We start from the raw sequence: 25,856 nt of genomic DNA, 5'->3' as shown, positions 1-25,856 counted from the left end.
GTTGCCTACAACCGGATTGAGAATGCTCTGTTGAGCGGGAACCGGCCTTATACGGGTGCGTTGACTGCGGGGGCAGGTCGGGGTGCTGTTGTGGCTTCTGGTGCTAACCCACGGGGACTCAAGGCAAGCACTGCGGATAAGCTGGCGTTTAGCTACCGGGCACGGTTGAACTTTGATACCAGCTTCACGGGCAATGACTTCCTGCGGGTGCGGTTGCAGGCGGCGGATATTGCCAACTTAGCGGCGGCAACGGGTGCCAACGAGGCTCGTTTGAGTTTTGATACGGCTACTGGCGGCAATGTCACGTTGGATGAATTGTTTTACCGCTTCTCTTTTGATAAAGGTCGGGGAACGATTCAGATCAGTCCAGCCAGTCCTGGTATTGATGCTCAGTTTTTTAGTTACGCTCCTTTGGCTTCGGATGGCACGGCGGCCATTTCCCGCTTTGGTCGGTTCAATCCCCTGTTTTATCGGCCAGGAAATCCCGGCGGTTCATCCTTCTTTGTGAATTATCAGTTCAATCCCATTTTTGCCGTTGGTGCCAGCTATCAAGCCACCAACCCCAGTTCCACAGGAACAGCAGGAGCGAAATCCAGTGCCTGGAACCCAGATTTGGGGTTATTCGGTTCCAATTACACCGCCAACTTTTTATTGGATGTGCAACCCCGGCGTGACTTCCGATTTGGGGTGGGTTTTGCTCAGGTGTACAACGAGAATGTGAATCGTGTTGGTGGGACAGCCGCATCGGGTATCGATTTGACAGGTGCTACCGGGACGGACTTTGCCTTCAATCCCTTCAGCCCGACGGGTACACCTGGGTTGGCTGCAATCGGTCGGACGGCGGTGAATATGCAGACGGTGAACCTGATGTTCCAGTGGCGGGCGATTCCCCAGTTCACCTTGGCAGGTTGGTTCGGTTATGGCTGGGTACGGGGTGAATCGGATACGGCACCTCTGCCGGGGGTCAAACAAGGCACCCGCAGGGCCAACCTGTTAACGGCCGCTCTACAATTCGCTTTCCCGGATGTATTTGGTCGTCGTGGGGATTTGGGAGGGGTGATTGTCGGGATTCCGCCATACGTGACAGCGAGTGAGTGGAATGGGGGTACTTTGGCAAGTGGTAACAATATTCCTGCGGGGGTTGCTGGTGCTACGAATACGCAAGGACCTCGTAAGTTGAACCTGCGGGATACTTCGGTGCCAGTGCATTTGGAAGCCTTTTATCGTTTCCAGGTGAACAAATTCCTTTCTGTTACCCCCGGTGCCTTTGTGGTGTTCAACCCCAATGGTCAGTCCGAGAATGACCCCTTGGTAGTTTATACGATTCGGACGACATTTGCGTTCTAAATAACTTACCCTTTTCCCAAACGTGGGTGAGGAGATTAAAGCGGCTGGCTCTCACGGGTTAGCCGTTTTTGCTGAAGTATTGATGAATATTAAAGGGTACAAAAATCTTGATTCCATAACTATAGCAATCCTAAATGAAAATGGAATAGGGGTCGCAGGGGCATCGCCCCCGTCTTTAGTTCTGGGGAACTTCTGTTCGCTAATCAAATAGGACTGCTATACTTAAAAAGCTGTAATTAATTAGGGCACTTCTATAAATTCAAAGTTAGCGGTCGCAGGGGGCACCCCCGCCCTTGGTTCTGGGGAATTTTTATTTATTAATCAATTAGGATTGCTATATTTTCTCGTTGTGATAAATTGGCAAGGAACTTCCTGAGCTTTCTCTACTTTGTCTGTGCCCTCTTCTGGCTTAAATAAAAGATCAACACGAATGTACCCAATCTAAACCCTATCTGTACTAACGTGCTAACGGTGGAATGCGGGTTATGGCGGGGTTTATAGCGTGTAAACCGGTAAGCCCGTGACGAGGATTGAACTCGTGGCCTCACCCTTACCAAGGGTGTTATCTGTTGGCTCCAGCAGGGATTTACAGGAATTAGCCGGAATTTATGATCCAGTTTTGATCCAATTCTCAATTAGCCTAGCGGTAAATGCCCCTGGGATTGGCTCAATGTTTCTAGCAGGGTTTCCAGTTTTTTCTTAGCCGCCGCTGGCAGTCGTGGTACCGCTAAGACTTCATTCAACACCTTCACCAAGGTATCTGCATCCAAGGGGGGACTAGCCGGTGGTGGGGATGGCACTTCGTTTGCTGATACAGTCCCCTGTGCTTGGCTTAGTAATTCCTTACGGACTGCTTCAGTGATCACCCGCCGTAGCCAAGGTGTCTTGTCGTTGCCCAGCGCATCCACCGCCGCCGTAATATCCTCTGCTAACCGCACCTGCGTAGGCTTATCTGCTAAAGGATAATCACTGTATACAGCACCTTTGGGCTGGTAGCAGTGTTTCTTAAATTCTTCAGTTTGACGGGGTGACGGGTTAGGCATACTCATCCTGTATACAGCGATAAGCCTATCTTATCACATAACGCTGTATACCGCAAAAAGTGTTATCAATTATCATTGCTAAAATGATTGACATAACGCTGTATACCGGGTTATATTAAAGATATGGAAGGCAATCAAATAGGGCAGGCGGACGCCCGGCAACAACCGCCCCTGAGCGCAACATAGGTGTCAACCAAGTTTGAAGCCTTCCAATCTGTAGTTTTTTTTGGAGATAGCAATGGACGACAAAACTCGCTCGAAGGTGATCGACTACTTGACACCTCGCAGTTTGGATTTCACGGACGAGGAGTCTGCAACGCTGGCGGAAATTCGGCGGCTGTTTGCCACGCTGGAGCCGGTGAAGCAACTCGGACTGATCAGTGAGCTTGCCGGGAGCGTATACCGGCAAGCGCTCCGCCGTTAAACAAAACAGCCCCGGTGAAATTCCGGGGCAATTCACAAACATTTCTTTGGAGGTATTTTCCCATGACTACAACTGCGACACAACCCCAAGGGCACCGCTCCAAGATTGAGAAGGTGCTTCATGATAAGGGCGGTTTGGTTATCAGTGCCCCGGTGGGTGCCCCCCGTGTGCGGTTAGGGTTTTATCCCCCGGCTTCCAAGTTTTTCCTGTATCTCGCATTTGAGACAGTGGAAGCGGCAATGGAAACCTTTAATTACCTGCTAGAAAAGGGCAAAGTCACCCGCTACCGCCACCAGTCGGATAGCGGTATCAATTTGCCCCGCCCTAGCGAGTATTTCCCTTCCGATATTTACAAGTGGGAAATCAAAATCCACCGCCCCACCGCCGACTTGGTGGATTTGTTTATCCGGCTTGACAAGAAACGGCAAAAAGAAACCGTTAATAACCCCACCCCGGTTTCCCCTGCTCCCAAACCCCGGAAACGCCGTCAGCCTGAGCAATTCGGCGTCAAAGAATACCCGCAAGACCACGCCTACTACGCCTAAAATTCACCGCCCCCGGCAATCCCGCTGGGGGCATTCACCTAATAGGAGATTCACCAATGGCAACCACAAAACGGACTAAGAAAACGCAACCGGCACAGGAATCCAAAACCCCCATGCCTAAGCCACAACAACAACCCGCTACTGATTGGCGGCAAATTATCCAACGTTTTGAATGGTAATAGGAGGATTGCAATGGAATTTGAATCTGATTTGATTGTTGACGGCACTACCGATAGCTTGCGTGGCGAAGCCATATTAACCCCGGATCAGGAGTACGACTTGCAATGCGCCCAAGAGGATATGCGCCGTGAGGAAATGCTGTCCGCCTGGGGTGTTGAAACCTGGGAAGAGTTGGAAGCACTAGGACACGATTGGTAAGTACAATTCCCCGCCCGTCCCTTGATTGGCGGGGATTGTCTGCATTGTACTGACAACGTTAAACCCTGCAAATTGGAGTGTGAAAATTATGGCCACGTTGGTAAAAGGGAAGGTGAAATTTCCTGCTGGGCGGGTTTTTAACACCCAGTACGGCGAGAGGATCAATATCGTGGTGGAGTTGCCCGACAAACAAGAGATTAAATTGTGGGGGAAACCGGGCGATATTATTGGCACTTATTCTAGGGGTGAAGAAATTGTCTTAATGGCAAACGGCGGAAAGTATAAGCCGCTAGAAGTCCCCCCAGAAGGTGAGACTGTCCCCCCGCCGCCAAAGACTACGCCCGCCAACACCATGCCGTCCCCTGATACGGTTAGCCATTACTGCCACCTGCTGACAACCTGCTATCAGGAAATGGCGGGGCAAATGGAAGGATTGCCGCCTGAGCTGATCAAGGATATGGCGATTACGGTGTTTATCGCTCTCACCCGCAAAATCTAGCTTGCCGCCCTGGGGCATGGCGTTAAACTGCCCCGTCCCTTGTACCTTGATTTAGGAGTTTTAGCCATGACTAATGACAACTTGCCCACTCTGCTCACCAACCAACCGGAATTGCTGGAGTTTGTTGCGAATTCCTTGAAGGCACTTTCGGCGCAAGTCTCCTTGTGTTTTAAAGAAGAAACCTATCCCGGGGAAACACAACTTCGGGAGTGGGAATCTATGCTGTTGCGGCTGGCTGAATTGACTGAGCTTGCCAGCAAACTGTAACCCGCCTATATCCCCCGCCTGGTGCCCCTGCCAGGTGGGAATTCCCCTTGGTGCCTTTGGTGCCTGGTGCCAGCTAAGGTGGATCGATTGCCGCTAATACCCGCCCTGATGCGTTTTCGCCACATTATCTCTACGGATAAGATGGTGGCATATTGATTGCCGCTAACCCCCACCCTGACGGCGTTTCACCACCTTGACTCTAGAGATAAAATGGTGCATTCACTGGGGGGATGGATTGCCGCCTATCCCCCTCCCAGACGGCGTTTCACCAGATTACCCGACGGGGTAACGTGGTGATTTTTCAGGATCAACCCTGAAAAGCCCTCCCAGACGGGGTTTCACCATTTTACACGACGGTGTAATGTGGTGCCTTTGGTGCAACCGCAACCGCCATTACTTGCCGCCTATCCCCACCACCACCCGGTGCCTAAAAGGTGTATCAAACTGATATAGTCGGGGGATTGTCATAAACTGTTGGACTGGCAATCAGTTTCCCCGCTCCGATTGCAGTACGCTTGGAAGGTGCATTAACGATTTATTCCGGCGTAAGCATTGTAATAACGTAACCTTGCGAGTAAATACATTGTTAGTTACAGCCATTGATTAGTACAACTTATGTATATCAATGTTGAATATATCGGATTGCCAAAGGTATGCCTTGGTTTTTGGGCTAGTTTTATCTGATTGCCCGCTAGAATGCCCTACAGCGAGTTTCCCCCACCTACAGATAGAATCATACGGGCGGTTGCTCGTGGGGGCATTGCTGGGGATTTTACGGGGACTGTTAGTACAAAATTGGCTTAAATTTTGCGTACACGGGTGGGTGAGTACGCAACACACCAAGGTACTGATTTTTGTTTACTGGGGGTGCGGTGGCCGGGCGGCGATGGGGGACTAGGCTCACCCTAATTTGCGATTCACTTTTTAGAATGTGGATTCTCATCAGCAGGGGAGGGGGCACCGGGAATGATGCCCCCAGATGGTGTTAGGGAGTGCCCTTGTACATTGGCGGATCATCGGTGTGACGTTTCTGCCATTCCCGTTGCCGTTTCTCAACTTTGCCCCGGTGTTGACGTGCCACAAATTGGCAGAAGTCTAAAACGTCCCGTTGGGCACCCGGCGGCAATTGTTTGACAATGCCAATAATTTCGCTGATCATTTTGATGACTCCTTGAGGTGTGGTTTACTCCGGCGGTTAGCCAGACTTGTTTGCGCTAAAACGGGGTGTCATCATCATTTCCCCCAACTGCGCTAATAGTTTTTGCCGGTGGGTTTCCCCTGCGCTCTAAAACCAATTCGGCAATCGGCACCGTATAACCATAAATCCATTTTTTGGCTTTGATGGTTGCCATATCCCCATCAATGGCGGTTATCCTCACACCGTCCCGGCGGGAATGCTCGCACTGCACCCGCAACGATTGATAGCTCCCCCGGTATCGCACCCAGTCCCCGACCTGCAAACTCACCTGATTAATTTGTTTCGGAGTATGGGGGACAGGGGTTTCCGGTGTACCTGTAGTAGGCGCATCCGGCTCAGAGATTACCAGCGGTGGTGGCGGCGGCGGGGGTGCCGGTGGTGGTGCAGGTGTCTCTACTAATTCCCAGTTTTCACTGTCCACACCGTAATAAAACCCGCCCCGCTCACTTTCGGGGGTGCTTATTCTTAGCCTTGCACCCCCATCCAACACGTCCACAACCTTGGCAGTAACGCCCCCCGGCCACCGTTGCCACTCCCAGCAGGTGGGGTTAATCAATCTGATTTTGTCCCCCGGTTTGAATCTATCCAATGGCGGGGATGGCTCAAAGGTTATCCATTGCCCATTAACCAATAGCCGTACTTGCCCCTGGGGTGTCCGTTGCCTGCGAGTGACAATCCCCCCGGCATAGCATTCCCCCACCTTCGGGGCGGTTAGAAGTCCTCCCATTGCTCATCCCCCTCTGAATTGGAATCTATAAAATCAGGTGCATTAGGTGCATTTCCCTGGAATTGGCTCCCAGTCGTGGTTTCCGGCGCACCTGTGGTAGGTGCATCTACAGGTGCGTTAGGTGCATTTTTCGTATCGGGGTTTGGCAAATGCACCTTTGCACCTAAAAATGCACCTGGGGTAGGTGCGCTTGTATCCCCGTCATAATGCGACTTCTGGGGATTATGCACCTTTGCACCTAGAATCCTTACAGCAAAATCGGGTTTATCGGGGGTGCCGGAGATGACTTCGGCATAACCAAGGGCTACCAGATCGGCAAGCCATTGGCGGCATTCTTTGGCTAGGGGTTTTTTATTACCAGTCCACCAAGCATTCACCCGCCTACCGTCAACAGTTTTGCCCTGGAATTTTTGGATAAACCGGGCTATCCGTTGCGCTTCGGGGCTTTCGCAGTGTCCACAATCGGCATAAACCAGCCTGGATTGTTGAAGTGTCCACCTAATAAATGCGATTGCCCATTCCAAGGTTTCCGGGGGTATGACTTCGCCTGGGCAATCATTCCTAAATGCACTATTCACACAATGGGCAACCAGGGCTACCCGCCCGGCTCGCTCCATCATCTTGGGATAGATTGCCTTTAGGAATGGGTTTACTTCTGAATCCTTAAGGGCTTCGACTTCATCCCACCATTGCGCCCATAAGCGTTTTCCCCTGGGGCACAGGCTGAAAGTGCTACTTACCCCCGCCCGTTGATCCAGGCGCTCATAAACCCCTGCGAGTAGCTCACTCAGATTGACGACCGGGGCATCGATAGGACAAGGTAATTTGCGACTGGGAATTTCAATCCATAAAAACCGTGCCCAAAATCCATCCACCGTTGAGCCATCCCTACCTATTAACTGTTGCAGTATTGACGGTTGTATGCCCCCTAAAACACTGAGACTTGCATCAGGAATATGCAAATTCCGGGTAGTCCTTAAAACGTCAATTGCCCCACCATCATAGGCGGTTAACCATCTTTGCCTATCGTTTCCGCCCCGTTGTTTATATTGATTTTGCCCTAGCACAAAGCCTGCTAATTCATCTGAATAAATCAGGCAATGATTACGGGCTTTTAGGGCTGTGCTAATCGCTTCCCAGGTGAAGTCTTGAAGGTAGTAAAACCTGCGATTAGGGGGGGAGGGTTTATTTTCAATTTCCTTGTCCCCTAAGGCTTGCCTATAGGCTTCCATTGCCGATTCATAACGCTCATAGGCTTCCCTTTGAAACTTGCTTAGGGGCTTGGTAAAGGTGTTGATTACGGGTGATTTTCCAGTGCCACTATCCCCCATCAAACCTAACCATAAAATGGCGGGTATCGTGTAATCATCCCCCAAGGATAGTTTATGGGGAATTAGGCTACTGGCAACCGCTAGAAATACGGATAGCAGGGTTTCCGGGGGTAATTCAAAGGTTTTAGCTTTACGGGTGATTGCATTAGCCAATTCGGTGGGAATTAGCTGATAAACATCAAATCTAGCTTGAGATTCAGCTAATACCTGATTCACCAATTCCGGTGTAACTTCTGGGGCTTCAGTCTTGATTGTTTTAACCTGCTTTGCCCATTGGGATAAATCCAATGCCTTGCCCATGATTTTTTCTAGGATGGCACCATTAGCTAGGGCATCATCAACGCCTTTACCTAGTGCTGAATCCCAGACACAAACTTTGATGTTTGCCCCCGCATCTTGGAGCAATGCTCCAGTGCGTAACCACCCCTGAGCGACATTGGCATTAGTCCGCCAATCAGCATCAGGGAAAAGATAGATATTCCGCCCTGGGCAAAATATCCTTAATTCGGGTTTTAATTCCCAATTAACCTGGGAATTCCACATCCCCTGAATGGAAATGGCGGCGATAGACTGACTGATAAGTGAGCCTGCTTTTTTGCCCCCTTCGCAGAGTGCTAAATCGTAGCTTTCATCAGCTAAAATCTCAGGCCAATTTAACCAGTCTGCTTGTAGAAATAGGGGCTTTGTAGCCGCCCCCCTGCGCTGGATGTATTTGCACCGTTTGATAGTGCCATCAGTGCCAATCTTGGGTTTGCCGTCATCAAGGGCTAAGGGTGCCTTGTCGGGCTTGTAAATGAATGAGCCGTCCCGTTTGCCCGTCAGGGGATCGACACTCCAAGCTATCCAGCCCGGTGTTAAATCCTTTGCCCCCCATCCGTGAAGCCCATCCAATGGCAGGTTTAGTAATTTGGCTACCGCCTGGGCATCCCTTAGGGTTTCAACATTGAGATCAATTACATCCGGGCTAACCGCCGACTGTAGCCACTCTTGTCGGTGCCGATTGTCTAAATGGTGTACCGCATTGTTTGCATGGGTTAAGCTTGTCATGATAGTCTCTCCTTATCATTGAAAGTTTTTTTGACATTCCCCCCGGCAACGGTGTCGGGGGTTGTTTTTTTGGGTTACTCATGGCGCTCCCTCCGGGGCCGCCCCACCCTGCGTGGCTCCGGGGATTCCAGTTTCCCCGCAATCCATTTATCAAGGATTTCCGATCTGTATCGCACACACCGCCGGGATGGTTTGAAGATGGCGGTTGCCGGTATCCGCCCCTCCCTAACCCATCGCTTGAAACACCAAGTGGAAACCCGACAAAGCTCCGCCGCTTCTTCGATTTTCAACAGCATTCAAAACCCCCAATAGAATCACTATTGGCAGTCTAAAAAAGATTATTCCTGCATTGTGCTTGTTAAAAAAATCCGGCAAACCCCGATAAAAAGCCAAAATTTTTAGGGGGATCTTGAGTTAGCGTGTAGCTTTTGTCATTACACCTTTTGGGGATTGGTGCAAAAGTATCAATTGGGTATGTTGCAAGTAATGGATTAGTTTGTGGCGGGCATCTACAAAGGGACAATAAAATTCCTTTCTAAACACTGGTGAGTTTATTGCTTCATTTCTTGCTAGTTTTAGAATCAAATTTGATACAGGCCAGTCTTGGAATGGATTTAACGGCGGTAGGCTTTCCCCCTGCTCCCAGTGTTGTTTCTTATAAACAGACAATCCCCCTATATTCCGCAGGTAGTTTTGGGTTTCGTTTTGCGAATTGCGGATCGTGGTATGGCTAAGGTTATCAAAAGCATTGCAATCGGGAAACATAAGTCCCGATGGCTCATGCCATAGCAGTTGAAATAGCGTCGTTGTAGCGTAGCCAACCCGCCCCAAGGAATGTAAACGCTCCAACATTTTCCACATACTTAAACACGCATTAGCTTGTAAATTGACGTGGGGTGACAGGATGGTGCGAGTTTTTTTATTCAGTTGTAATTTTTGCTTAAAAACGGGATCATCTAACCTGAATTTAGGGTAAATGAGTGACCGCCACAATGACTCAAGCACCAATAGATGAAAGCACTTGTAAGCTAATTCTGCTCTCAAATTCCCCTGGTATTGAGTATTTTTTAAGGTGTCCACCAGCAGGTAGGAAAACAGATACTCTACTGTTTCCTCATCCGGGTTAAATTCATTTTTGATAACCCGTACAGCCCGGTAGTAGGGGTGGTTTCTTAGAAAAACATTAACATCCCTAATATAGGTTTCCTTGTCCACATATTTAGGGTTGGAGCCAATGACGGTTATCTGATTCATTTTCCCTAACCTTCATAACTGGGCATCTGCACCCGGCTTACCAGGTGCCCGTAGGTTTGACTCACCATCCGTAGGGAGCTATGCCCCGCCACCGCCGCCGCCTGCGCTAGAGAGCCGGTGGATTCCACAATATGGCTAAGTGCCGTGTGCCGGGCAATATATGGCGGCCTGTACGGTATGCCCGCCCGCTGGCAAATGCTACGCCAACACCGCTGACTGAAATTGTGATCATCAATCGCCCGCCCGGTGGGACTGGTAAACACCAACGCATCAGGTGATTTAGGTTGTGATTCCTGAAACCGCCCGGTTAACAGGCTATAAACTGATTCAGTCATGGGTAGGACTCGTACATTGCCGGTTTTGGTACTCTTGCGTTGTCTAGCGTAACCAGCACTCTTGCCATCATCACCCCTGCTAAGGGATTCCGCTATGGTAATCAGCCTACGGGTAAAATCTATGGCACTCCACCGCAGTCCTATCAATTCTGATGGGCGGGTACCAAGGTGGAATAGGCAATAGCAGAAGTCGTGATACTTATAATATGTAGCGTCCGTTTTAATGGTTTGTAGGAATAGTCGCACTTCATCAGCAGTAAACGGGTTATCACGCTTCGGGGCAATCTGCACCTTAGCGTGTTGCAGTCTCTCAAAATGGTTAGCTTGCCAGTGCCCCTGCTCCACAGCCCATCTGCCAAAAGATTTAAGGTGCCGTAGGTTATCGTTGGCAGTCGTGGGGGACTGACGGCTACGCAGATATTCAATAAACGCACGGGCGGTATCTTCTGAAGTAATGTCCTTGCCCCACCGGGCTAGATTCCGGGCTAGGCTCTTAAACCTGTTGTTTATAAAAAACTCACTTGTACCGGCAAGCCTACGGGCATCCATAAACATCTGCCATAACTCCTGCACTCCCAAAACTGGATCAGAAGTTTGATCCACTTTTTGATCCTGTTTTGGGCGGTAGGATTCCAAGCTACTGTCAAAATGCCCCGCCGCCATATCCATTTCTATCCGTCCCGCCAATGCCCGTGTGGGTTTTACCTGCGAGTGCCCCACCGCTAGACTGTACCGCTTGCCTTTGTAGCTCCACCGCAACCAGTACAAACCATCCCGGTTGTATATCGCTACCTTGCCCTTACCGCCCGCCTGTATAAGCTCCATTTCTTTGATCCAGTTTTGATCCAGTTTTTACACTTCCAACATACCCTAACTGCACCTAAACTGCTACCAACTGAAACTATGTGTACTAACGGGATAACGGCTGAATGCGGGTTATGGCGGGGGAAACTGGGTTGTAATCGGTAAGCCCGTGACGAGGATTGAACTCGTGGCCTCACCCTTACCAAGGGTGTGCTCTACCACTGAGCTACACGGGCAACGATGGTGGGCCGGGCTGGATTTGAACCAGCGTAGGCAGAGCCAGCGGATTTACAGTCCGCCCCCATTAACCACTCGGGCACCGACCCAAAACTCACCGAATCATAATTATACTACAGGGTATCCCTGCTTATAGGGATTCGTAGAAATTGTAGAAATTTATCTTAATATTGGTGCTACCACGCATCGGTGATAGGGGCATAGCCTGCCTTGGCGACACTCTACCCCTAGATTGGCGGTACCTTCATTCATCTCTCCTGAAGTCAATTCGTAGAAATACCCATAAATCTAAAAATCCAATGGGCACTTCTAAAAATGGGGCGTAGTCCCCGTCTTCTTTCTCGATAGCCTGCGTGGCGTAGCCATTAATATGGGCATTTTAGCGAAATCATCTTCCAGTGCTGGCAATAAATATAAATAAATAAAATAGAGGTGACCTAATGAGGGGTCTTGTTTTTCGCTATCAGCGGGTACGAGTAGCCGTCGGGGATGAGGGGTGGTAGGAACATCCTCCCCGCAGTAGTGTTGAATGTTAACGAAAGGGTGGAAAAGGGAGACTAAAAATGGTATTTTAGATTGGTAGAAACCACGAGTAACAGTATTTTTATGAGACGACAAATTCAGGGACTTATCAAGCCCTTGCTGAACCTTCTTCCCAAAAACGACTATCCAGTCTTGGATACTCGCTTGTTTGTACTCATATGGATGCACTTCATTTTAGATGCAAGAGTCGCCACCATGCGGGGCTTATTCTTCCTCTTGAATCATCTCAATTTTAAAGTTGACATATCAACGTTTTCTAAGGCGTGTAAACATCGTAGCACCGAGCCGTTTCAAGTGATCCTAAGAGAACTGCAAAAACGGCTTAAACATCATCAAGGTGAATTTAAGCACTTATTCCCATTAGATTCTACCATTATCACCCTGACCAGCAAATTATTCTGGCACTACAAGCAGGTAAAATTGACGCTTGGCCTGGATATAAATGAGGGCAATATCGGTGACGAATCAATTATATTTGGAAAGACTAATGACCATAAAATTGGGCATCTTGTGATTGGGACGATACCTGAGAATGCCGTTGGTATCATGGATAGGGGTTTTGCTTCCTGGAAATTAATGGACGAAATGTGTAAACGAAATACATTGTTTATTGTGCGGATTAGAAATAATATGAAGTTGCAACCTGACAATCCGGATATTCGGGTAATTCAATTTTTTAATGAAGAGGAAAACACAGAATATAGGCTAGCGACTAACGTGACTTCGATGACGGATGAAGAGATTTGTTCAGCCTATCGTTTGCGCTGGCGAATTGAGTTGCTTTGGAAGGCACTAAAGATGCACTTGAAATTGGATAGAATCATTACCAAGAATGAGAATGGTGTGCGGCTACAGATTTATGCCGTATTGATTGGTTATCTAATTTTAAGATTGCTGGAGATAGGTCACAATAAGACCTATGAATTGATTGACAAGTTGCGATATTTACAAATAGAAATAGGCCGACACTGTAGCTTCATGGAACTCGTAGGGGTAGAGCCGCTCGTAGGATAACCCTGACCCCTTATGTTAAGTTTTATTACGGACATTCAACACTACTGTCCTCCCCGGACTTAGTTTCCAAAATTTCCGCATTTCATTTTAGGAGTGAAATGTTTGCTAATTCAAATAACATAGAGATGCCCACTTGAGAGATGTCAATAAATTTGCTGGTTTTTACCGTGTAATTCCAGGGGTATGGACTTAGTAACCCCATTTTTCAGTGTTTATACTGATATGATTGGATACCCAAAGATTAGAAGTTTTTATGATGAATAGGGCTTGACCTTGTACCTTACTAGAAGGTTTAGAGTGTTCATAGCTCAGCCAATCAGACACGGGAATTACCTCGATTCGGGATCTGGGGAGCGCAATTAGCTAGGTTGGCGTATCAAGTGTATTGAGTTTTCCTGAAGGATGAATGACCAGGGGTGTCCCTGCCATGCGGCTCGGCACTCTTTTTTTTGGGTTGGGCGGATGCGTCCATGCTAGGGTAAGTCCAATCCTTGTTGATGCCGATGATAGCAACCTCTCTGCGTTCTATTCTGCCGTACCTGTATCCCTATCGCTGGCGCATTTTCCAGGCGTTGGTGTGTACCCTGGGGTTTGTGTTGTCGATGCCAGCCCTGGCCCATTTGGCGGGGGTGTTGGCACCGATGGTGGGGAGCGGGGATGTGCAGGCGATTACCCGTACCAGTGGGCTGGTGATGCTGTTTTTTGTGGTGCGGGGTCTATTCCAATACGGCCAGGATACCCTGATGGCGGATGTGGCACTGCGTTTAACTTTGGATTTACGTTGTCAGGTGTATCAGCATTTACAAAAGCTGGACATTGGTTTTTTTGAGCAGTCCCGCACGGGGGATTTGAGTTACCGGCTGACGGAGGATGTGGACCGGGTGGGGGAAATGGTGCATAAGCTCTTTCACCAGTTTTTGCCCTGTGTACTCCAGTTGATTGCGGTGCTGAGTTACATGGTGTTTTTGAATTGGACGCTGACCGTGGCGACGATTGTGGTGGCGCCGTTGATGACCCTGTTGATTGGCTGGTTTGGGCAGAGGTTACTGCTGTTGTCCAAACGAAGTCAGGCGAAGGTGGCGGATATTGCGGCTTTGTTGACGGAGGTGCTGGCGGGAATGCGGTTGGTGCGGGCGTTTGCCGCTGAGGATTACGAATTGCAACGGTTTACCCAGGCGGCGGAACAAAATCGGCGGGCCCGGTTGGGGGCAGAACGGTTGAAGGCGGTGCAATTCCCGGTGGTGGGTTTTTTGGAAGCCATGAGTGTGTTGTTCTTATTTTGGCTGGGCAGTGTACAGATCAGTCGGGGCTGGCTGACGGCGGGGGAATTTGTGGCATTTGCGGCGGCGGTAGCACTGCTGTTCGACCCGATTACCATTACCACCAGCAATTACAACGAGTATAAGCAGGGGCAGGCTTCGGTGGAGCGGATTTTGGAGCTTTTGGCGCTGGTGCCCCAGGTGCAGGAATCCCCCACGGCGCAACCATTGCCAGCCATCACGGGGAAGGTGGAATACCAGCAGGTGGTGTTTCATTATCAGGCGGGCCAGCCGGTACTGCGGGGGATTGATTTGCTGATTCTGCCGGGGGAAACCGTGGCGCTGGTGGGGCCTTCGGGGGCGGGGAAAAGTACTCTGGTGCAGTTGTTGCCTCGGTTTTATGACCCGCAGGGGGGAGCGATCCGGATTGATGGGGTGGACATTCGCACGGTGACGCTGAAGAGTTTGCGCCGTCAAATTGGTATGGTGCCCCAGGAAACCTTGCTCTTTTCCGGCACGATTGCCCAGAATATTGCTTTTGGGCAGACGGAGTGGGATTTGGGGAGGGTGGAGCAAGCGGCACGGGTGGCCAATGCCCACGGGTTTATTGCGGATTTGCCCCAGGGGTATCACACCTTGGTGGGGGAGCGGGGGGTGAATTTGTCCGGGGGTCAGCGCCAGCGGATTGCGATTGCCCGGGCGGTTTTGTTGGACCCTAAAATTCTGATTTTGGATGAGGCGACGTCCGCCTTGGATTCGGAATCGGAGGTGTTGGTGCAGGAAGCCCTGGAACGTTTGATGCAGAACCGGACGGTGTTGATTATTGCCCACCGGCTGTCCACGGTGCGCCGGGCGGATCGGATTGTGGTGCTGGAGCAGGGGCAAATCACGGAAATGGGCACCCATGAGGCGTTACTCAGCCAAGGGGGCAGGTATGCCCAATTTTATAGCCAGCAATTTCCCGATAGCTGGGGGGACGTTCGGTAGTTATACAATCTCAAATTATTTGTCACCGGTCGCAAATTCATGGGATGATTCCTGATGCTGAGCGGTCACAGGGGTGCAATCCCCATATCTGTGAAGCGGGGGGAATTGGGGATATAGCCATCCTAAATGAGAATAGAATAGGGGTCGCAGGGGCAGTGCCCCCGTCCTTGGTTCTGGAAAATCTCTGTATGCCTACGGCACGCAAGCTAACACTAATCAAGTAGGATTGCTATAGTACGAAACAAATACGAAATAATTATCCCAAGCATTCCCATTTTTTGATGAAATCGCTTACACTGGAACCGTGCTTAGGGTGGAGAGTCCCATCCTATGGATAGAAAAATAGGTGATTTCGGGAGTGAATCATGGCCTTACCTGCGCGTCCTTTGCCGCCTGAGGTTTTAGACCAGCCCCACCTTCGCCCTCACTCCGATACCATTGTCACCTTTCCCCAGCGTACCCAGCCGCCCCTAGCCCTGCGGCGCGTCTATCGGCTGACCCAGGGAATGACGCTCCTGCTTAGCGGTACCACCCTGCTGTTTTATGCCGGAACCGTGTGGGGGGAAATGCACTGGCAAAAACAATACAGTTATTACCGGCAATTGCAACAACAACGCTTGGAACTGACGACTATGACCGCTACCTTGGAACACCATCTGGTGGAATCCGGGGGACGGGGGGTGGTACAAACTCCAGCCCAGACGTTGTTTGTTGCCCCAGCCCCCCCACGGGCATCCCGGCCGGTGCCATCGCCCCAGGTGCGTTCCTGGCCCTTGGGAGGGTATTAGGGGTGGCGACGACCCTGCGTCCCAGTCAGGTGCGGGTGCATTTGGCACGCCAGCGGTGGCGGTTGCGCCTGGTGTGGGCGGGGTTGAGTGTGGGTGCCCTGGGGTTGGCAGTGCGTTTGGTGTATTTGCAGGGGGTGCAGGCGGAGTGGTTCCGGGAGCGGGCGGCAGCGCAACAGAAGGCGCTCATTCGCCAGGCGAGTCCCCGGCGGACGGTGGTGGACAGCCAGGGAACGGTGTTGGCGTTGGATCAGCCGGTGTATGAGTTGTACGCCCATCCCCGTTTGTTCAAGCAACCCATGCCGCAGATTGCCCAGGCGTTGGCACCGATTTTGGGGCGACCGGTGGCGGCACTCACCCAGGAATTGCAACGGGCACCGAGCGGCATTATTTTGGCACGGGGACTCTTGCCGGGGGTGGCGCAGGAGATCGAACGGTTACACCTGGATGGGCTGGAATTGGTGGGGGGGTTTGCGCGGGTCTATCCCCAGCAGGGGGTGGGGGCGGAATTGGTGGGCTATGTGAACCGGGAGCATCGGGGGCAGGCGGGGGTGGAATTGAGCCAGGAAGCTCTGCTCCGGCAACCCCAGATTCCGGCACTGTTGCAACGGGACGGGCGAGGTCATTACCAAAGTGCCACCGTGCCCACCAGTTGGCTGTTGGATGACCCCCGGCAGTTGCGTTTGACCCTGGATGTGCGCCTCCAGCGGGGGGCCCAGTCAGCCCTGCGCCAGAGTTTGCAGAAATTTCAAGCCCAGCGGGGGGCGGTGATCGTCCTGCGGGTCAAGGATGGGGCGATCCGGGCGTTGGTGCTGGAACCGGGCTATGACCCCAACGAATTTTATCGTTTTCCCTTGGAGCGGTTCAAAAACTGGGCGGTCACGGATTTATACGAACCCGGTTCTACCTTTAAGCCGGTGAATGTGGCGATTGCCCTGGAAAGCCAGCGGGTGCGCCCGGATCAGGTTTTTTACGATGAAGGGCGGATTTTTGTGGGCGGCTGGCCGATTCAGAATTTTAATTTTGACCAGGCGGGGGCGGGGGGCAGTTTGAGTGTCAGCGAAATTTTGGAGCAGTCCAGCAACGTGGGCATGGTACACATCATGGCGCAACTGCCCCGGCGGGATTATTACCAAGCCCTGCGCCGGTTGGGGTTGGGGGATGAATTGAGTACGGATTTACCGTTTACCAGCCCCACTAGCCTCAAATCCGAGACGGAATTTGTCAATTACCCGGTGGAGGCGGCGACGGCAGCCTTTGGTCAGGGTTTGGCGCTCACCCCGTTGAAACTGGCGCAACTGTATGCGGCGATTGGCAATGGCGGTTGGCTGGTCAGTCCCCATGCGGTGGCGGGCTTGTGGCACCCCCAGACCAAGGAATTGACCCCTTTGCACCAGCCCCCCCGGGTGCGGGTGTTTTCCCAGGCGACCTGCGATGCGGTGATCCCCATGTTGGAGCGGGTGGTGGAGCGGGGTACAGGCAAACCGGCTCGGATTCCCGGTTATCGGTTGGGGGGCAAAACCGGCACGGCGCAGAAAGCGGGGGTGGGGGGCTACCGGAGCGGCAAAATTACCAGCTTTGTGGCTCTGTTCCCTGTCCCGCGCCCGGAGTACGTGGTTTTGGCGGTGGCGGATGAACCCCAGGCGGGGAATGCCTTTGGTTCGACGGTGACCGCCCCGGTGGTCAAGGCGGTGATTGAACGGTTGATCACCCTGGATGGGCTACCCCCCAGTCGTAAATAATTCTTCAATTCTTCTTATGGGAACCGCTATTTATTATTTGAACAAATCATCAATCCCATTGTGAGAATACCCATATTCCCCAGAACCAAGGGCGGGGGTGCCCCCTGCGACCGCTAACTTTGAATTGATAGAGGTGCCCTTATGCTTAACGCCGCTGTTTGGCGGATTTGAGACAGCGTTGCGTCAGATTCTGTAGGGTCAAATGAAATTTCTTTTCACTCAAGGTTTTGGCTTGTTCAAACTGCTGGATGGCTTTGTCCCGTTTCTCTGCGGCGAGATTGGCAATCCCGGCTTTGAAGAGCAATGCGGGATCATCCGTCTGGTTGATGAGCCGTTTCTCGTAGTAGCGATTGCCCATGGTCAGGGCGGAAGCCACCAGCAGTGCCAGAACATTGTCCTCCTTTGCCTCACTCTGTTGGGGTAGCATCCGGCGACGAATCCCCTGCACCGCATCCCCAGGCACCTGCACCCTTTCCTTAGCCGTGCGTCCATCTATATCCTGCCCTTGGGGTACCCCCAGCCATTCCCCCAGTTGCGCCAAGGTTTCCGCACAGGCCCGGCGATGGGGATGTTTGACCAGCGGCAGATACACCGTCTCACCACCTATTGCTAATGCCAATGTGGGTTGATTCCCATAGGCATGCACCGAACGAATCGCACTCAGTGACCATTCATAAACCTCCGAGCGGTAGTTCCAAATCGGTACGAAATTGAAGTAATCTCGGTGGGGGTCTTTCTCGATTTTGACCAGACCGGGAAACCAGGCTTGAAAATGAAAAGTTAATTCCCCTGCCCCTTTGACAAACTCGTAGGTATAGGTTGCCGTGTAGGCACAAACAATCAAGCTAAAGCAGATAAAAAGTAAAAGACCGGCGGGGAGAAAAAACATCAAAAAATACCCTATTACATATAAAGGAAAGCCCGTTGGTGGTTTCAAAAAACTAGCTCCCACAGGGGCAAGAATAAACTTACTTAGCGGCCAGGAAAGGAGTAGGAGCAATACACCACCGAATGTTGGAATCTTGTCCAACAGCCATACTTCAAGTGCCAATCTAGCGAAGCCTGTGATTCCTAATTGTTCACTAATATAATTTCCCAACCATTGCCAGATAAGATAACTGATTAACATCAGCGTGAAAGCCAAACTGATCAAAATCACCATGATTGGGGTAACCAGTTTTTCCGCCAAATCACTCTGACCGATGAAAACAGAATACTGATATTTCAAATAATATTCCAAATCAGTAAAAAATATCACATACGCCAAAATAAAGCCAATGATAAAGAACCAAAAGGTAGCGAATATTCGTCCGATACCATCCATCCGTTCAAGTCCCACCAAGGTCAACTTTTTCCCGGACTCTGAGCCAGTGATTTTTATCTGCGTACTGCCCATCACCAGAACCTATCTAATTTTGGTTGCTTTTACTATAAAAACTTTATGAGTCAGCGTCAATGTAATAGAGATTACATATTCCTAACATTAACATTGTGAGTACATGAGCAAAGTGATTATTCTAAAGGGTATCTCTAAAAATAGGTCGCAGGGACACCGCTCCCCTAAAAGAAGCACCTGCGGTGTATGGTTCTGGAAAATTTTTGTATGCCTATGACACGCAAGCTAATGTAAATCAAGTAGGATTGCTCTAACTTGCTGTAAATTGCTACAATTGCACCGCTCCCTGGCGCAGAATGTGCCAACTCCCATCCTGCCAAATTACGACGGTGGAGGGCTGTCCTGAACCTTGATAAACCCCATTCCATACATAAACATCTGGAAATGTGGCGTTAATTGCTTCCCCCGTCAACAAAGGGTCTGCCCCCGAATAATTGGCACTGGTGGTTGCTAAAATACCCGTTTGCTGTAAAACGCTCAAAGCAATGGGATGCTTGGGAATCCTCAGCCCAATCGTGCCCGTATTTTCGGGGTTAATCGCCGTCGTCACCCGTTCACTCGCAGGTACAACAATGGTCAATGCCCCCGGCCAATGCTGGTGTGCCAAATCCTCCCAGGGAATGGTTGAGCCGGGCGCAATCCAGGGCAGAAACGCTCCTAAATTCGCCGCCATGAGAATTAACGGTTTATCCGGGGGACGTTGTTTGCATTGGTAAATTTTGGTGCCGTACGCCGGTTGTACTGCTAATGCCGGTACAGTGTCCGTCGGAAAGCTGACCACATTCCCCCCCCGTGCCCCTAGGATTAAACTAGGCAAACTCACCAACATTACCCACCCCACCGGGCGACAACGAGCCGGTCATGCCCGCCCCAGTCCCGATAAACCTGAATGTTTTGATAACCGGCCTGTTCTTGGAGTAAAGCCACCACCGCCCCGGTCTGCCCACTCATGGTTTCCACACACCAAAGTCCGCCGGGAGCCAAATAAGCGGGAGCCGTTTGGACAAGGTATTGCAAAGATACTAAACCATTTTCACCCCCATCCAAGGCTAAACGGGGTTCATACTGGACTTCCGGGGCAAGGGTGGCAAGTAAATGGGTGGGAATGTAGGGCGGATTGCTAACCATCGCCTGAAGATGTCCCCGCCGATGTGCCAAGGGCGTAAACCAATCCCCTTGATAGAGCGTTAACCGGGTATTTAACGCCAGGGTCATCGCATTATTTTTAGCTATTTGTAATGCTATTGGACTGCAATCTACCCCATGCACATGAATCCCCGGCAACTCCCGCAGTAATCCCAAGGCAATGGCACCGCTCCCTATCCCTAAGTCCACCCATTCCCCGGTCGTCAACCCCCAACAGTTTGCCCAGTGAACCGCCACATCCACCAGCCGTTCCGTTTCCGGGCGGGGAATCAACACCCCCGGTGCCACCTGCAAGTCCATGTCCCGCCAAGGGGTTGTACCGACAAGATATTGCAGGGGTTGGCGGGTTTGGGTGTAGGTGTGCCAAAGGGTTTGCAACTGCGGGAGAAATTCCGCCCCGGTTGCCTCCGCCCAGCGCAGGGTGAGGGTGTCCCAGCCCGTGACCTGACGCACCAACCAGTCCAATTCCGTTGCCAATTCGGGCGCCCGTTGGCGTTGCTGTTGCCACCACTCCCGCAGGGTCATTACTGGGGTTTGGGGGCAGGGGAGGCTTGGGGACGGGGTGCTGGGGAGGTTTGCGGTTGGGGGGCAGGACTGGCTTGGGGACGAGGAGCCGGTTGGGTTTGGGGGCGGTTGCCCGTATTCCCCTGTTGTTGTTGGATAAACCGCAGGGCGGAACTGGAGGGAACGAAGTACAACTGCCGCAGTTGGGGGTCATTTTTTTGTTCCATGATCGCCACCAACCGGTCGAGGCTACTGACTTGGATTTTGGCTGATTCCCCAATTTTCGGGTCCTGTTTTTTCACTTCTGCCAGGAAGGCATCCGCATCTTGACGGCTGAAAAACATGGGTGCCATTTCCTCGCTTTTGCCCCCTTTCGGGTCGCTCACCTGCACGGTCAGTTGGGCTTGTTGGGGACCCCCGGTGATGAAAAACAGGGGAATGCCAGGAAATTTATCAGTTTTTTGACCATTAGCCTGGAGAATTTTCAAAGCCGCATCCACCTGCGCCCCCTCCGGCTGAAAACTGACATCAAACTTCTGGTCTTTGCTTTGTTGGACAGATTTGGCTAATTCGTAGGCTTTATCCAGACCAATGGCACGAATTTGGGCACCCTTGGCAATGGCAGGATTTTGGGCTTGTACCCGTTGGAGAGCGGTTTGGGCATCCTGGGGGCTAAAGAAGAAAAAACTAATTTCCTTATCCTTGCCGCCGTCTTTGATGGTGATGGTTAAACTTTGTTTACCAGTGCTGTCAATGAGGGTGAAAACCGGCACCTGTTTCAATTGTTCAGCAATGTCCTTCGCCGGAATTCCCTGGGCAATGGCTGGGGCGAGGGTGGGGGTGAAACCAATGCCAGCACCGCACAACAGACTGACGATCAAACCACCCCGAATCAAACTGTTCATCCCTACTCCTTGCATTAAATTTGCTCTCATTGTACTGATTGCCGGGGCAGTTGCCCAGACTCAGATGACGGGGAATGACCGGCGGCAGGTTCCCACAAACCATACCAAACTAAGTTGCTCAATAGGGCTAAACCCACCAAATACTTTAACCCGGCGGGGATGGCTTCGCTGGGGGAAAAAAAGCCCTCAATCACCCCGGCGATCACCAATAGGGGCACGATGCCATAGACCAACTGAGCCGCCTGGGCACCATAAATTTGCAGAGCGGTTCCCCGCCCCCATCGCCCCGGAAACAGCAGTGCCCGCCCGATCAACAGTCCTGCGCCGCCAGCGAAAAAGATAGCGGGCAATTCCAACGCCCCGTGGGGAGCCACAAACGCCCAAAAGGGGTAAGCCAAGCCGTATTCCCCCACCAGGGAGCCAATCACCCCCAACAGCAGTCCATTCACAAATAGGAAATAGCTGGTCAAGAATCCCCCCGTGATGCCCCCGGCGACGGCACGAAAGGCAACGCTCAAGTTATTCACCATGATATTGCTGGCGACCCAGGGTTCATTCCCCAGGATGCTCCCCGTCCACAATTCCCCCCGCTCCCGCACCTGGGTGATTAAATCTTGGGGCAACAATAGGGCTGAGAAACTGCTGTCCCGCCAACCGTACCACCACCCGATCAGCCCGCCCAAGACCAAAATTCCGGCCGCCGTTGCCCAATAGGGACAGGTTTGCCGCAAGACTTGGGGCAATCCCCAGCGATAAAACCGCCCAATCGCCTGCCATTCCTGACGGCGACTCCCCTGGTAAATCTGGCTGTAACTGCGGCTGGTCAAGTTTTGTAAATCCTGGATCAAGACGGGACTCAGCCTAAAAGTGCGGGCACGGGCTAAATCCCCGGACACCACCCGATACAGGCTGGCCAAACGCCGGATTTCCCTGGCGGATAGGTGGGATAACCCCCGTTGCTCTAGCCGTTCCAAAAGGGCTTTCAGTTCTTGCCAATCCGCTTCCCGGCGACTGAGCCAGCGTTTCACGTCCACCTGCCTTTGCCTCCATAAACCATGCAGATTAGAATTGCCATATCTACAGGTTATCTACAGAACTTTGCCTTTTAACATTTATTTATCAAAGAACTTGGGTTTGAAACCCCGCCAGTTGAGCCAAGAAGCCCTGCATCTTTAGATCGGGGAGTGTCAATCCCATAAGGGCATCTCTATAAATTCAAAGTTAGCGGTCGCAGGGGGGCACCCCCGCCCTTGGTTCTGGGTAATATGGGTATCTCAGCGAAATAATCTTCCAGTGCTGACAATATAAATAGAGGTGCCCATAAGTCATCTCTAAAAGATGGATGATCGTAGCGTCTTATTGACAATGCGTAAGGCAAAGTATTTACGGTAGATATTAAAAAACCCGCTTAGGGCGGGAGTTTGAGACTTACGAGCATGGAGGGATTTGAACCCCCGACACCCAGAACCGGAATCTGGTGCTCTATCCACTGAGCTACATGCCCAAACCAACCGATTTCACCTATTGGACATTTTCTAGTGTAGCAATTAGATGCTTTCGGTACAGCCCTGTTATCATACCAGATAAATTCGTTTTTTGGGTTACCGTTCATGCGTGTTCGTCACTCTCTGCAATGGCTCCGCACCCTGCTGGTGGGGTTGGCAATTACCGGGCTGGTGATTTTGGGGGCAACGGGGTTAGCTCCGGCGCAAACCTCTGCTCCGGCGAGTCAACCGGCTAATCCCATTGGCGTTGACCCCCTGGATGCAACGGTTTCACCCCCGAAATTGCTGAGCGTGCCCGGTGGGCGTAGGCTCATGGATGAAGCGGCGCAGGCGATTGCCCGCCAGGACTACAAATTGGCAGTGTCCAAATTGCAGGATGCCCGGCAGGTGTTTAACCAGGTGTCCACTTTCCACTCCCAGTTGGTGACGAGTTTTACGGGGATTGATAATCAGGTGGCGGACAGTCAACGGCGCAAAGCTGGGGAAGCGGCGGAAATGCGGGACCAGGCGACGTACCAACTGGCTTTGGTGCATCGGGCGCAACAGGAGCCGGATTTGGCGGTGCCGCTGTTAGTCCAGATTATTCGCAGTCAGCAACCCACCCGGGAGTTGGGGCAAAAAGCGTACCAACAGTTATTGGAAATTGGTTTTGTGGATGTGCCATTCCCCCGGTTTGGGGATACGACCCCCCGGACAGGGACACCGGCTACGCCCACAGCACCAGCCCAAACCCAATCCCGGCCGGCGACCCCGACTACCCCCACGCCCCAACCAACCCCTGCCCCCCGGTAAGGCTGGATGGAGACCCGCCCCAGTTGGGATGAGTATTTTTTGATGCTGGCGAAGTTGGCGGCTACCCGCTCGACCTGTCTGGCTCTGCCGGTGGGGGCGGTGATTGTCAAGCAACGGCAGGTGTTGGCGACGGGCTACAATGGTCCCCCTTCCGGCTCCCCCCACTGCACGGCGCAGGGGTTTTGTTATCCGGGTTTGCCCCGCTGTGATGCCAGCCGCACCCTACCCTCTCGGGCGATCCATGCGGAGGCGAATGCGATTGCCCAGGCGGCACGACACGGAATTGCCACGGAAGGGGCGACGCTTTACGTTACCCTGGCTCCCTGTCTGTCCTGCTTGAAGCTGATTATTTCCGCCGGGATACGGGAGGTGGTCTATGAAACGCCGTTCCACGGGGATAATACGGTGCAGGGGGGCTTTATCACCGAGGGTTTGGTACACCTGCGCCAGGTGGAAATTACGCCTGCGGTGATGGCTCGGGCTGTGCAGTTTTTGCAAGCCCCCACCTCCTGCTTACCCCAAAGGTTGTGAGGGGATTTAGTAACCCGCCCGACCCCGCAGGATCATCGCCATTTCGTTGGGTTTCGGGGAGGCTTCCAGGGCGGTTTCCTCCGTGATCCGACCCTCCTCGTAGAGCCGTTGCAGGCACTGGTTCATGGTACACATCCCATCAAAGTTGGAACGGGGAATGATCTGCTCGATCTCCTCCACCTCATCCCGGCGGATGTAGTCCTTGATGGCATCCGTGTTCACCATGATTTCGTGAATAGCCGCCCGTTTCCCATCCGTTGTCCGCACCAGGGCTTGGGCAATCACCGCCACTAGGGTTTCGGCAATCTGCACCCGCATGGGGGGTTGCTCGGAGGGTTCGTACAGGTTGAGAATCCGGTCTATGGTTTTCACGGCGCTGTTGGTGTGCAGGGTGCCAAAGACCAGGTGACCGGTTTGGGCGGCTTTCATGGCGATATTCACCGTTTCCCGATCCCGCATTTCCCCAATTAGGATAATGTCCGGGTCTTCCCGCAGGGAGGCCTTCAGGGCATTTTCAAATTTGAGGGTGTGGATGCCCACTTCCCGTTGGCGGATGAAGGATTTTTTGCTGAAATGGACAAATTCCACTGGGTCCTCGATGGAGATGATGTGTTTGGCGAGATTTTGGTTGATGTAGTCCACCATCGCCGCCAAGGTGGTGGATTTCCCAGAACCGGTGGGACCCGTGACCAAAATCAAGCCCTTGTGGTAGTGGCACAAATCCTTGAACACCGAGGGCAAATTTAACTGCTCCAGGGTGAGGATTTTTAAGGGGATCAAGCGTAGCACCAACCCCGGTCCCCGTAGGGAGATAAATAGGTTGATCCGCACCCGGATTTTGTCCTGGAAGGTGCAGGCACCGTCAAATTCCATGTTTTTGCGAAACTGTTCGATCTGGTCGGGCTGGAGCATTTCCGCCACCCACCGGTCGTAGGTTTCCAGGTCCGTGACGGGTAAATCTTCGATGATTTCCATGATCCCCCGTTTGCGGAAGCGGGGACGCTCGTTCACCCCCACGTGAATATCCGAAACCCCCTCCTCCTGGGCACGAAAGACCAATTCTTCCATGGAGGGAATCCGGGATCCCGTGCTTTTGGGGGCGGGGGGAGCGGGAGCCTTGGGTGCTGGAGGGGCGACCGGCATGGTGGGCATGGGGGGGCGGGGGGGCACCGGGGGAACGGGGGGGATACCGCCTCTGGGTGGGGGAGGGATGGGGGTGGTACTCACGGGTTTAGCCTCCAGGATGGGCAGGTCACTTACCAGACCAGTTTAATGTTACTGTACCCAAGTTTGTGCCCTGATCTTAACGTG

26 protein-coding genes, 3 tRNA genes and 1 pseudogene are annotated in these 25,856 nt (G+C 52.0%); 15 read left to right on the top strand and 15 right to left on the bottom strand.

The features are described 5' to 3' along the window. The first annotated feature begins 90 nt into the window (after positions 1 to 90). A complete protein-coding gene (locus tag MLD66_RS10910) occupies positions 91 to 1,347 on the top strand; it encodes an iron uptake porin (RefSeq protein ID WP_339396984.1) in 1,257 nt (418 codons plus the stop codon). A 336-nt stretch (positions 1,348 to 1,683) separates the two neighbouring features. Further along, positions 1,684 to 1,764, top strand: a pseudogene (locus tag MLD66_RS10905) (IS5/IS1182 family transposase); the annotation flags it as partial. 218 nt (positions 1,765 to 1,982) lie between these two features. On the opposite strand, the gene MLD66_RS10900 reads toward MLD66_RS10905, so the two are convergent. Beyond that, a complete protein-coding gene (locus MLD66_RS10900) occupies positions 1,983 to 2,390 on the bottom strand; it encodes a hypothetical protein (RefSeq protein WP_247217787.1) in 408 nt (135 codons plus the stop codon). Positions 2,391 to 2,628: 238 nt separating this feature from the next. On the opposite strand from MLD66_RS10900, the gene MLD66_RS10895 reads away from it, so the two are divergent. The 6 genes from MLD66_RS10895 to MLD66_RS10875 all read left to right on the top strand — a co-directional run bounded on the left by MLD66_RS10895 (position 2,629) and on the right by MLD66_RS10875 (position 4,503). After that, the gene (locus MLD66_RS10895) at positions 2,629 to 2,814 is read left to right on the top strand and encodes a hypothetical protein (RefSeq protein ID WP_247217786.1); all 186 of its coding nucleotides are present in this window, start codon (positions 2,629 to 2,631) and stop codon (positions 2,812 to 2,814) included. A gap of 62 nt (positions 2,815 to 2,876) precedes the next feature. Continuing rightward, positions 2,877 to 3,359, top strand: a complete 483-nt coding sequence (locus tag MLD66_RS10890) for a hypothetical protein (protein ID WP_247217784.1) — start codon at positions 2,877 to 2,879, stop codon at positions 3,357 to 3,359. A 56-nt stretch (positions 3,360 to 3,415) separates the two neighbouring features. Continuing rightward, complete coding sequence (locus tag MLD66_RS14545; protein WP_281438456.1) at positions 3,416 to 3,538, top strand: hypothetical protein; 123 nt, start codon at positions 3,416 to 3,418, stop codon at positions 3,536 to 3,538. Positions 3,539 to 3,551: 13 nt separating this feature from the next. Beyond that, entirely contained in the window at positions 3,552 to 3,737 is a 186-nt protein-coding gene (locus MLD66_RS10885) for a hypothetical protein (RefSeq protein WP_247217782.1), read from the top strand. 112 nt (positions 3,738 to 3,849) lie between these two features. Next, a complete protein-coding gene (locus MLD66_RS10880) occupies positions 3,850 to 4,236 on the top strand; it encodes a hypothetical protein (protein WP_247217780.1) in 387 nt (128 codons plus the stop codon). Positions 4,237 to 4,302: 66 nt separating this feature from the next. Then, on the top strand, positions 4,303 to 4,503 hold the full coding sequence (locus MLD66_RS10875) for a hypothetical protein (RefSeq protein WP_247217777.1): 201 nt from the start codon (positions 4,303 to 4,305) through the stop codon (positions 4,501 to 4,503). A 985-nt stretch (positions 4,504 to 5,488) separates the two neighbouring features. Here the strand turns inward: MLD66_RS10875 and MLD66_RS10870 are convergent. The 7 genes from MLD66_RS10870 to MLD66_RS10840 form a co-directional block, all read right to left on the bottom strand. Next, positions 5,489 to 5,662 carry a DUF2281 domain-containing protein gene (locus tag MLD66_RS10870; RefSeq protein WP_247217775.1) on the bottom strand — a complete coding sequence of 58 codons (174 nt, stop codon included), beginning with the start codon at positions 5,660 to 5,662 and terminating at the stop codon, positions 5,489 to 5,491. 55 nt (positions 5,663 to 5,717) lie between these two features. Continuing rightward, entirely contained in the window at positions 5,718 to 6,428 is a 711-nt protein-coding gene (locus MLD66_RS10865) for a hypothetical protein (RefSeq protein WP_247217774.1), read from the bottom strand. Continuing rightward, on the bottom strand, positions 6,413 to 8,806 hold the full coding sequence (locus MLD66_RS10860) for a DUF3987 domain-containing protein (RefSeq protein ID WP_247217772.1): 2,394 nt from the start codon (positions 8,804 to 8,806) through the stop codon (positions 6,413 to 6,415). Before MLD66_RS10860 ends, MLD66_RS10865 begins: the two co-directional genes overlap by 16 nt. A gap of 414 nt (positions 8,807 to 9,220) precedes the next feature. Then, on the bottom strand, positions 9,221 to 10,060 hold the full coding sequence (locus MLD66_RS10855) for a hypothetical protein (protein WP_247217769.1): 840 nt from the start codon (positions 10,058 to 10,060) through the stop codon (positions 9,221 to 9,223). Between the two features lie 5 nt (positions 10,061 to 10,065). Beyond that, complete coding sequence (locus MLD66_RS10850; RefSeq protein ID WP_247217767.1) at positions 10,066 to 11,220, bottom strand: site-specific integrase; 1,155 nt, start codon at positions 11,218 to 11,220, stop codon at positions 10,066 to 10,068. Positions 11,221 to 11,363: 143 nt separating this feature from the next. After that, positions 11,364 to 11,435: transfer RNA gene (locus tag MLD66_RS10845), tRNA-Thr, on the bottom strand. A 5-nt stretch (positions 11,436 to 11,440) separates the two neighbouring features. After that, positions 11,441 to 11,525 (bottom strand) — tRNA-Tyr (locus MLD66_RS10840). A 517-nt stretch (positions 11,526 to 12,042) separates the two neighbouring features. Here MLD66_RS10840 and MLD66_RS10835 point away from each other — a divergent pair. From MLD66_RS10835 to MLD66_RS10820, 4 genes are all read left to right on the top strand, one after another. Then, positions 12,043 to 12,993: a transposase gene (locus MLD66_RS10835; RefSeq protein WP_247214935.1), complete on the top strand. Its 951-nt coding sequence runs from the start codon at positions 12,043 to 12,045 to the stop codon at positions 12,991 to 12,993. Between the two features lie 503 nt (positions 12,994 to 13,496). Continuing rightward, positions 13,497 to 15,239 carry an ABC transporter ATP-binding protein gene (locus MLD66_RS10830; protein ID WP_247217766.1) on the top strand — a complete coding sequence of 581 codons (1,743 nt, stop codon included), beginning with the start codon at positions 13,497 to 13,499 and terminating at the stop codon, positions 15,237 to 15,239. Between the two features lie 365 nt (positions 15,240 to 15,604). Next, on the top strand, positions 15,605 to 16,027 hold the full coding sequence (locus MLD66_RS10825) for a hypothetical protein (RefSeq protein WP_247217763.1): 423 nt from the start codon (positions 15,605 to 15,607) through the stop codon (positions 16,025 to 16,027). Between the two features lie 2 nt (positions 16,028 to 16,029). Beyond that, the gene (locus tag MLD66_RS10820) at positions 16,030 to 17,766 is read left to right on the top strand and encodes a penicillin-binding protein 2 (RefSeq protein WP_247217761.1); all 1,737 of its coding nucleotides are present in this window, start codon (positions 16,030 to 16,032) and stop codon (positions 17,764 to 17,766) included. A gap of 145 nt (positions 17,767 to 17,911) precedes the next feature. Here MLD66_RS10820 and MLD66_RS10815 read toward each other — a convergent pair whose 3' ends face one another. The 6 genes from MLD66_RS10815 to MLD66_RS10790 all read right to left on the bottom strand — a co-directional run bounded on the left by MLD66_RS10815 (position 17,912) and on the right by MLD66_RS10790 (position 23,221). Beyond that, on the bottom strand, positions 17,912 to 19,165 hold the full coding sequence (locus tag MLD66_RS10815; RefSeq protein ID WP_247217759.1) for a hypothetical protein: 1,254 nt from the start codon (positions 19,163 to 19,165) through the stop codon (positions 17,912 to 17,914). A 265-nt stretch (positions 19,166 to 19,430) separates the two neighbouring features. Next, complete coding sequence (locus tag MLD66_RS10810; RefSeq protein ID WP_247217757.1) at positions 19,431 to 19,991, bottom strand: L-threonylcarbamoyladenylate synthase; 561 nt, start codon at positions 19,989 to 19,991, stop codon at positions 19,431 to 19,433. Further along, on the bottom strand, positions 19,991 to 20,833 hold the full coding sequence (prmC, locus tag MLD66_RS10805; RefSeq protein WP_247217755.1) for a peptide chain release factor N(5)-glutamine methyltransferase: 843 nt from the start codon (positions 20,831 to 20,833) through the stop codon (positions 19,991 to 19,993). Before prmC ends, MLD66_RS10810 begins: the two co-directional genes overlap by 1 nt. Beyond that, positions 20,833 to 21,717, bottom strand: coding sequence for a Tic22 family protein (locus tag MLD66_RS10800; protein WP_247217753.1), 885 nt, complete (start codon positions 21,715 to 21,717; stop codon positions 20,833 to 20,835). The genes prmC and MLD66_RS10800 overlap by 1 nt, the downstream gene beginning before the upstream one ends. 26 nt (positions 21,718 to 21,743) lie before the next feature. Then, positions 21,744 to 22,751, bottom strand: coding sequence for a stage II sporulation protein M (locus MLD66_RS10795; protein WP_247217751.1), 1,008 nt, complete (start codon positions 22,749 to 22,751; stop codon positions 21,744 to 21,746). Between the two features lie 397 nt (positions 22,752 to 23,148). Next, positions 23,149 to 23,221 (bottom strand) — tRNA-Arg (locus MLD66_RS10790). A gap of 106 nt (positions 23,222 to 23,327) precedes the next feature. Here MLD66_RS10790 and MLD66_RS10785 point away from each other — a divergent pair. Together MLD66_RS10785 and MLD66_RS10780 are read left to right on the top strand one after the other, a co-directional pair. Next, the gene (locus MLD66_RS10785; RefSeq protein ID WP_247217749.1) at positions 23,328 to 24,014 is read left to right on the top strand and encodes a hypothetical protein; all 687 of its coding nucleotides are present in this window, start codon (positions 23,328 to 23,330) and stop codon (positions 24,012 to 24,014) included. Between the two features lie 6 nt (positions 24,015 to 24,020). Further along, entirely contained in the window at positions 24,021 to 24,545 is a 525-nt protein-coding gene (locus MLD66_RS10780; RefSeq protein WP_247217747.1) for a dCMP deaminase family protein, read from the top strand. A 6-nt stretch (positions 24,546 to 24,551) separates the two neighbouring features. Here the strand turns inward: MLD66_RS10780 and MLD66_RS10775 are convergent, their stop codons facing one another. Next, a complete protein-coding gene (locus tag MLD66_RS10775) occupies positions 24,552 to 25,697 on the bottom strand; it encodes a type IV pilus twitching motility protein PilT (RefSeq protein WP_247219084.1) in 1,146 nt (381 codons plus the stop codon). Between MLD66_RS10775 and MLD66_RS10770 the strand changes: the two genes are divergently transcribed. Continuing rightward, complete coding sequence (locus MLD66_RS10770; RefSeq protein WP_247219171.1) at positions 25,612 to 25,818, top strand: hypothetical protein; 207 nt, start codon at positions 25,612 to 25,614, stop codon at positions 25,816 to 25,818. The two genes, MLD66_RS10775 and MLD66_RS10770, sit on opposite strands and share 86 nt — an antisense overlap. The last annotated feature ends 38 nt before the right edge of the window (positions 25,819 to 25,856 follow it).

Source organism: Synechococcus sp. C9 (assembly GCF_022984075.1).
GTDB lineage: Bacteria > Cyanobacteriota > Cyanobacteriia > Gloeomargaritales > Gloeomargaritaceae > Gloeomargarita.
The sequence above is the reverse complement of the archived record's forward strand: the minus strand, read 5'-3'. Positions and strand labels throughout refer to the sequence as shown.

Bases quoted from the DNA above. Each gene is read 5' to 3' on its own strand.
- MLD66_RS10875 (WP_247217777.1), top strand. From the start codon at position 4,303: ATGACTAATGACAACTTGCCCACTCTGCTCACCAACCAACCGGAATTG.
- MLD66_RS10830 (WP_247217766.1), top strand. From the start codon at position 13,497: ATGATAGCAACCTCTCTGCGTTCTATTCTGCCGTACCTGTATCCCTAT.
- MLD66_RS10870 (WP_247217775.1), bottom strand. From the start codon at position 5,662: ATGATCAGCGAAATTATTGGCATTGTCAAACAATTGCCGCCGGGTGCC.
- MLD66_RS10835 (WP_247214935.1), top strand. From the start codon at position 12,043: ATGAGACGACAAATTCAGGGACTTATCAAGCCCTTGCTGAACCTTCTT.
- MLD66_RS14545 (WP_281438456.1), top strand. From the start codon at position 3,416: ATGGCAACCACAAAACGGACTAAGAAAACGCAACCGGCACAGGAATCC.
- MLD66_RS10900 (WP_247217787.1), bottom strand. From the start codon at position 2,390: ATGCCTAACCCGTCACCCCGTCAAACTGAAGAATTTAAGAAACACTGC.
- MLD66_RS10850 (WP_247217767.1), bottom strand. From the start codon at position 11,220: ATGGAGCTTATACAGGCGGGCGGTAAGGGCAAGGTAGCGATATACAAC.
- MLD66_RS10780 (WP_247217747.1), top strand. From the start codon at position 24,021: ATGGAGACCCGCCCCAGTTGGGATGAGTATTTTTTGATGCTGGCGAAG.
- MLD66_RS10895 (WP_247217786.1), top strand. From the start codon at position 2,629: ATGGACGACAAAACTCGCTCGAAGGTGATCGACTACTTGACACCTCGC.
- MLD66_RS10800 (WP_247217753.1), bottom strand. From the start codon at position 21,717: ATGAACAGTTTGATTCGGGGTGGTTTGATCGTCAGTCTGTTGTGCGGT.
- MLD66_RS10785 (WP_247217749.1), top strand. From the start codon at position 23,328: ATGCGTGTTCGTCACTCTCTGCAATGGCTCCGCACCCTGCTGGTGGGG.
- MLD66_RS10825 (WP_247217763.1), top strand. From the start codon at position 15,605: ATGGCCTTACCTGCGCGTCCTTTGCCGCCTGAGGTTTTAGACCAGCCC.
- MLD66_RS10810 (WP_247217757.1), bottom strand. From the start codon at position 19,991: ATGTTGGTGAGTTTGCCTAGTTTAATCCTAGGGGCACGGGGGGGGAAT.
- prmC (WP_247217755.1), bottom strand. From the start codon at position 20,833: ATGACCCTGCGGGAGTGGTGGCAACAGCAACGCCAACGGGCGCCCGAA.
- MLD66_RS10860 (WP_247217772.1), bottom strand. From the start codon at position 8,806: ATGACAAGCTTAACCCATGCAAACAATGCGGTACACCATTTAGACAAT.
- MLD66_RS10865 (WP_247217774.1), bottom strand. From the start codon at position 6,428: ATGGGAGGACTTCTAACCGCCCCGAAGGTGGGGGAATGCTATGCCGGG.
- MLD66_RS10890 (WP_247217784.1), top strand. From the start codon at position 2,877: ATGACTACAACTGCGACACAACCCCAAGGGCACCGCTCCAAGATTGAG.
- MLD66_RS10770 (WP_247219171.1), top strand. From the start codon at position 25,612: ATGGAGGGAATCCGGGATCCCGTGCTTTTGGGGGCGGGGGGAGCGGGA.
- MLD66_RS10885 (WP_247217782.1), top strand. From the start codon at position 3,552: ATGGAATTTGAATCTGATTTGATTGTTGACGGCACTACCGATAGCTTG.
- MLD66_RS10775 (WP_247219084.1), bottom strand. From the start codon at position 25,697: ATGCCCACCATGCCGGTCGCCCCTCCAGCACCCAAGGCTCCCGCTCCC.
- MLD66_RS10855 (WP_247217769.1), bottom strand. From the start codon at position 10,060: ATGAATCAGATAACCGTCATTGGCTCCAACCCTAAATATGTGGACAAG.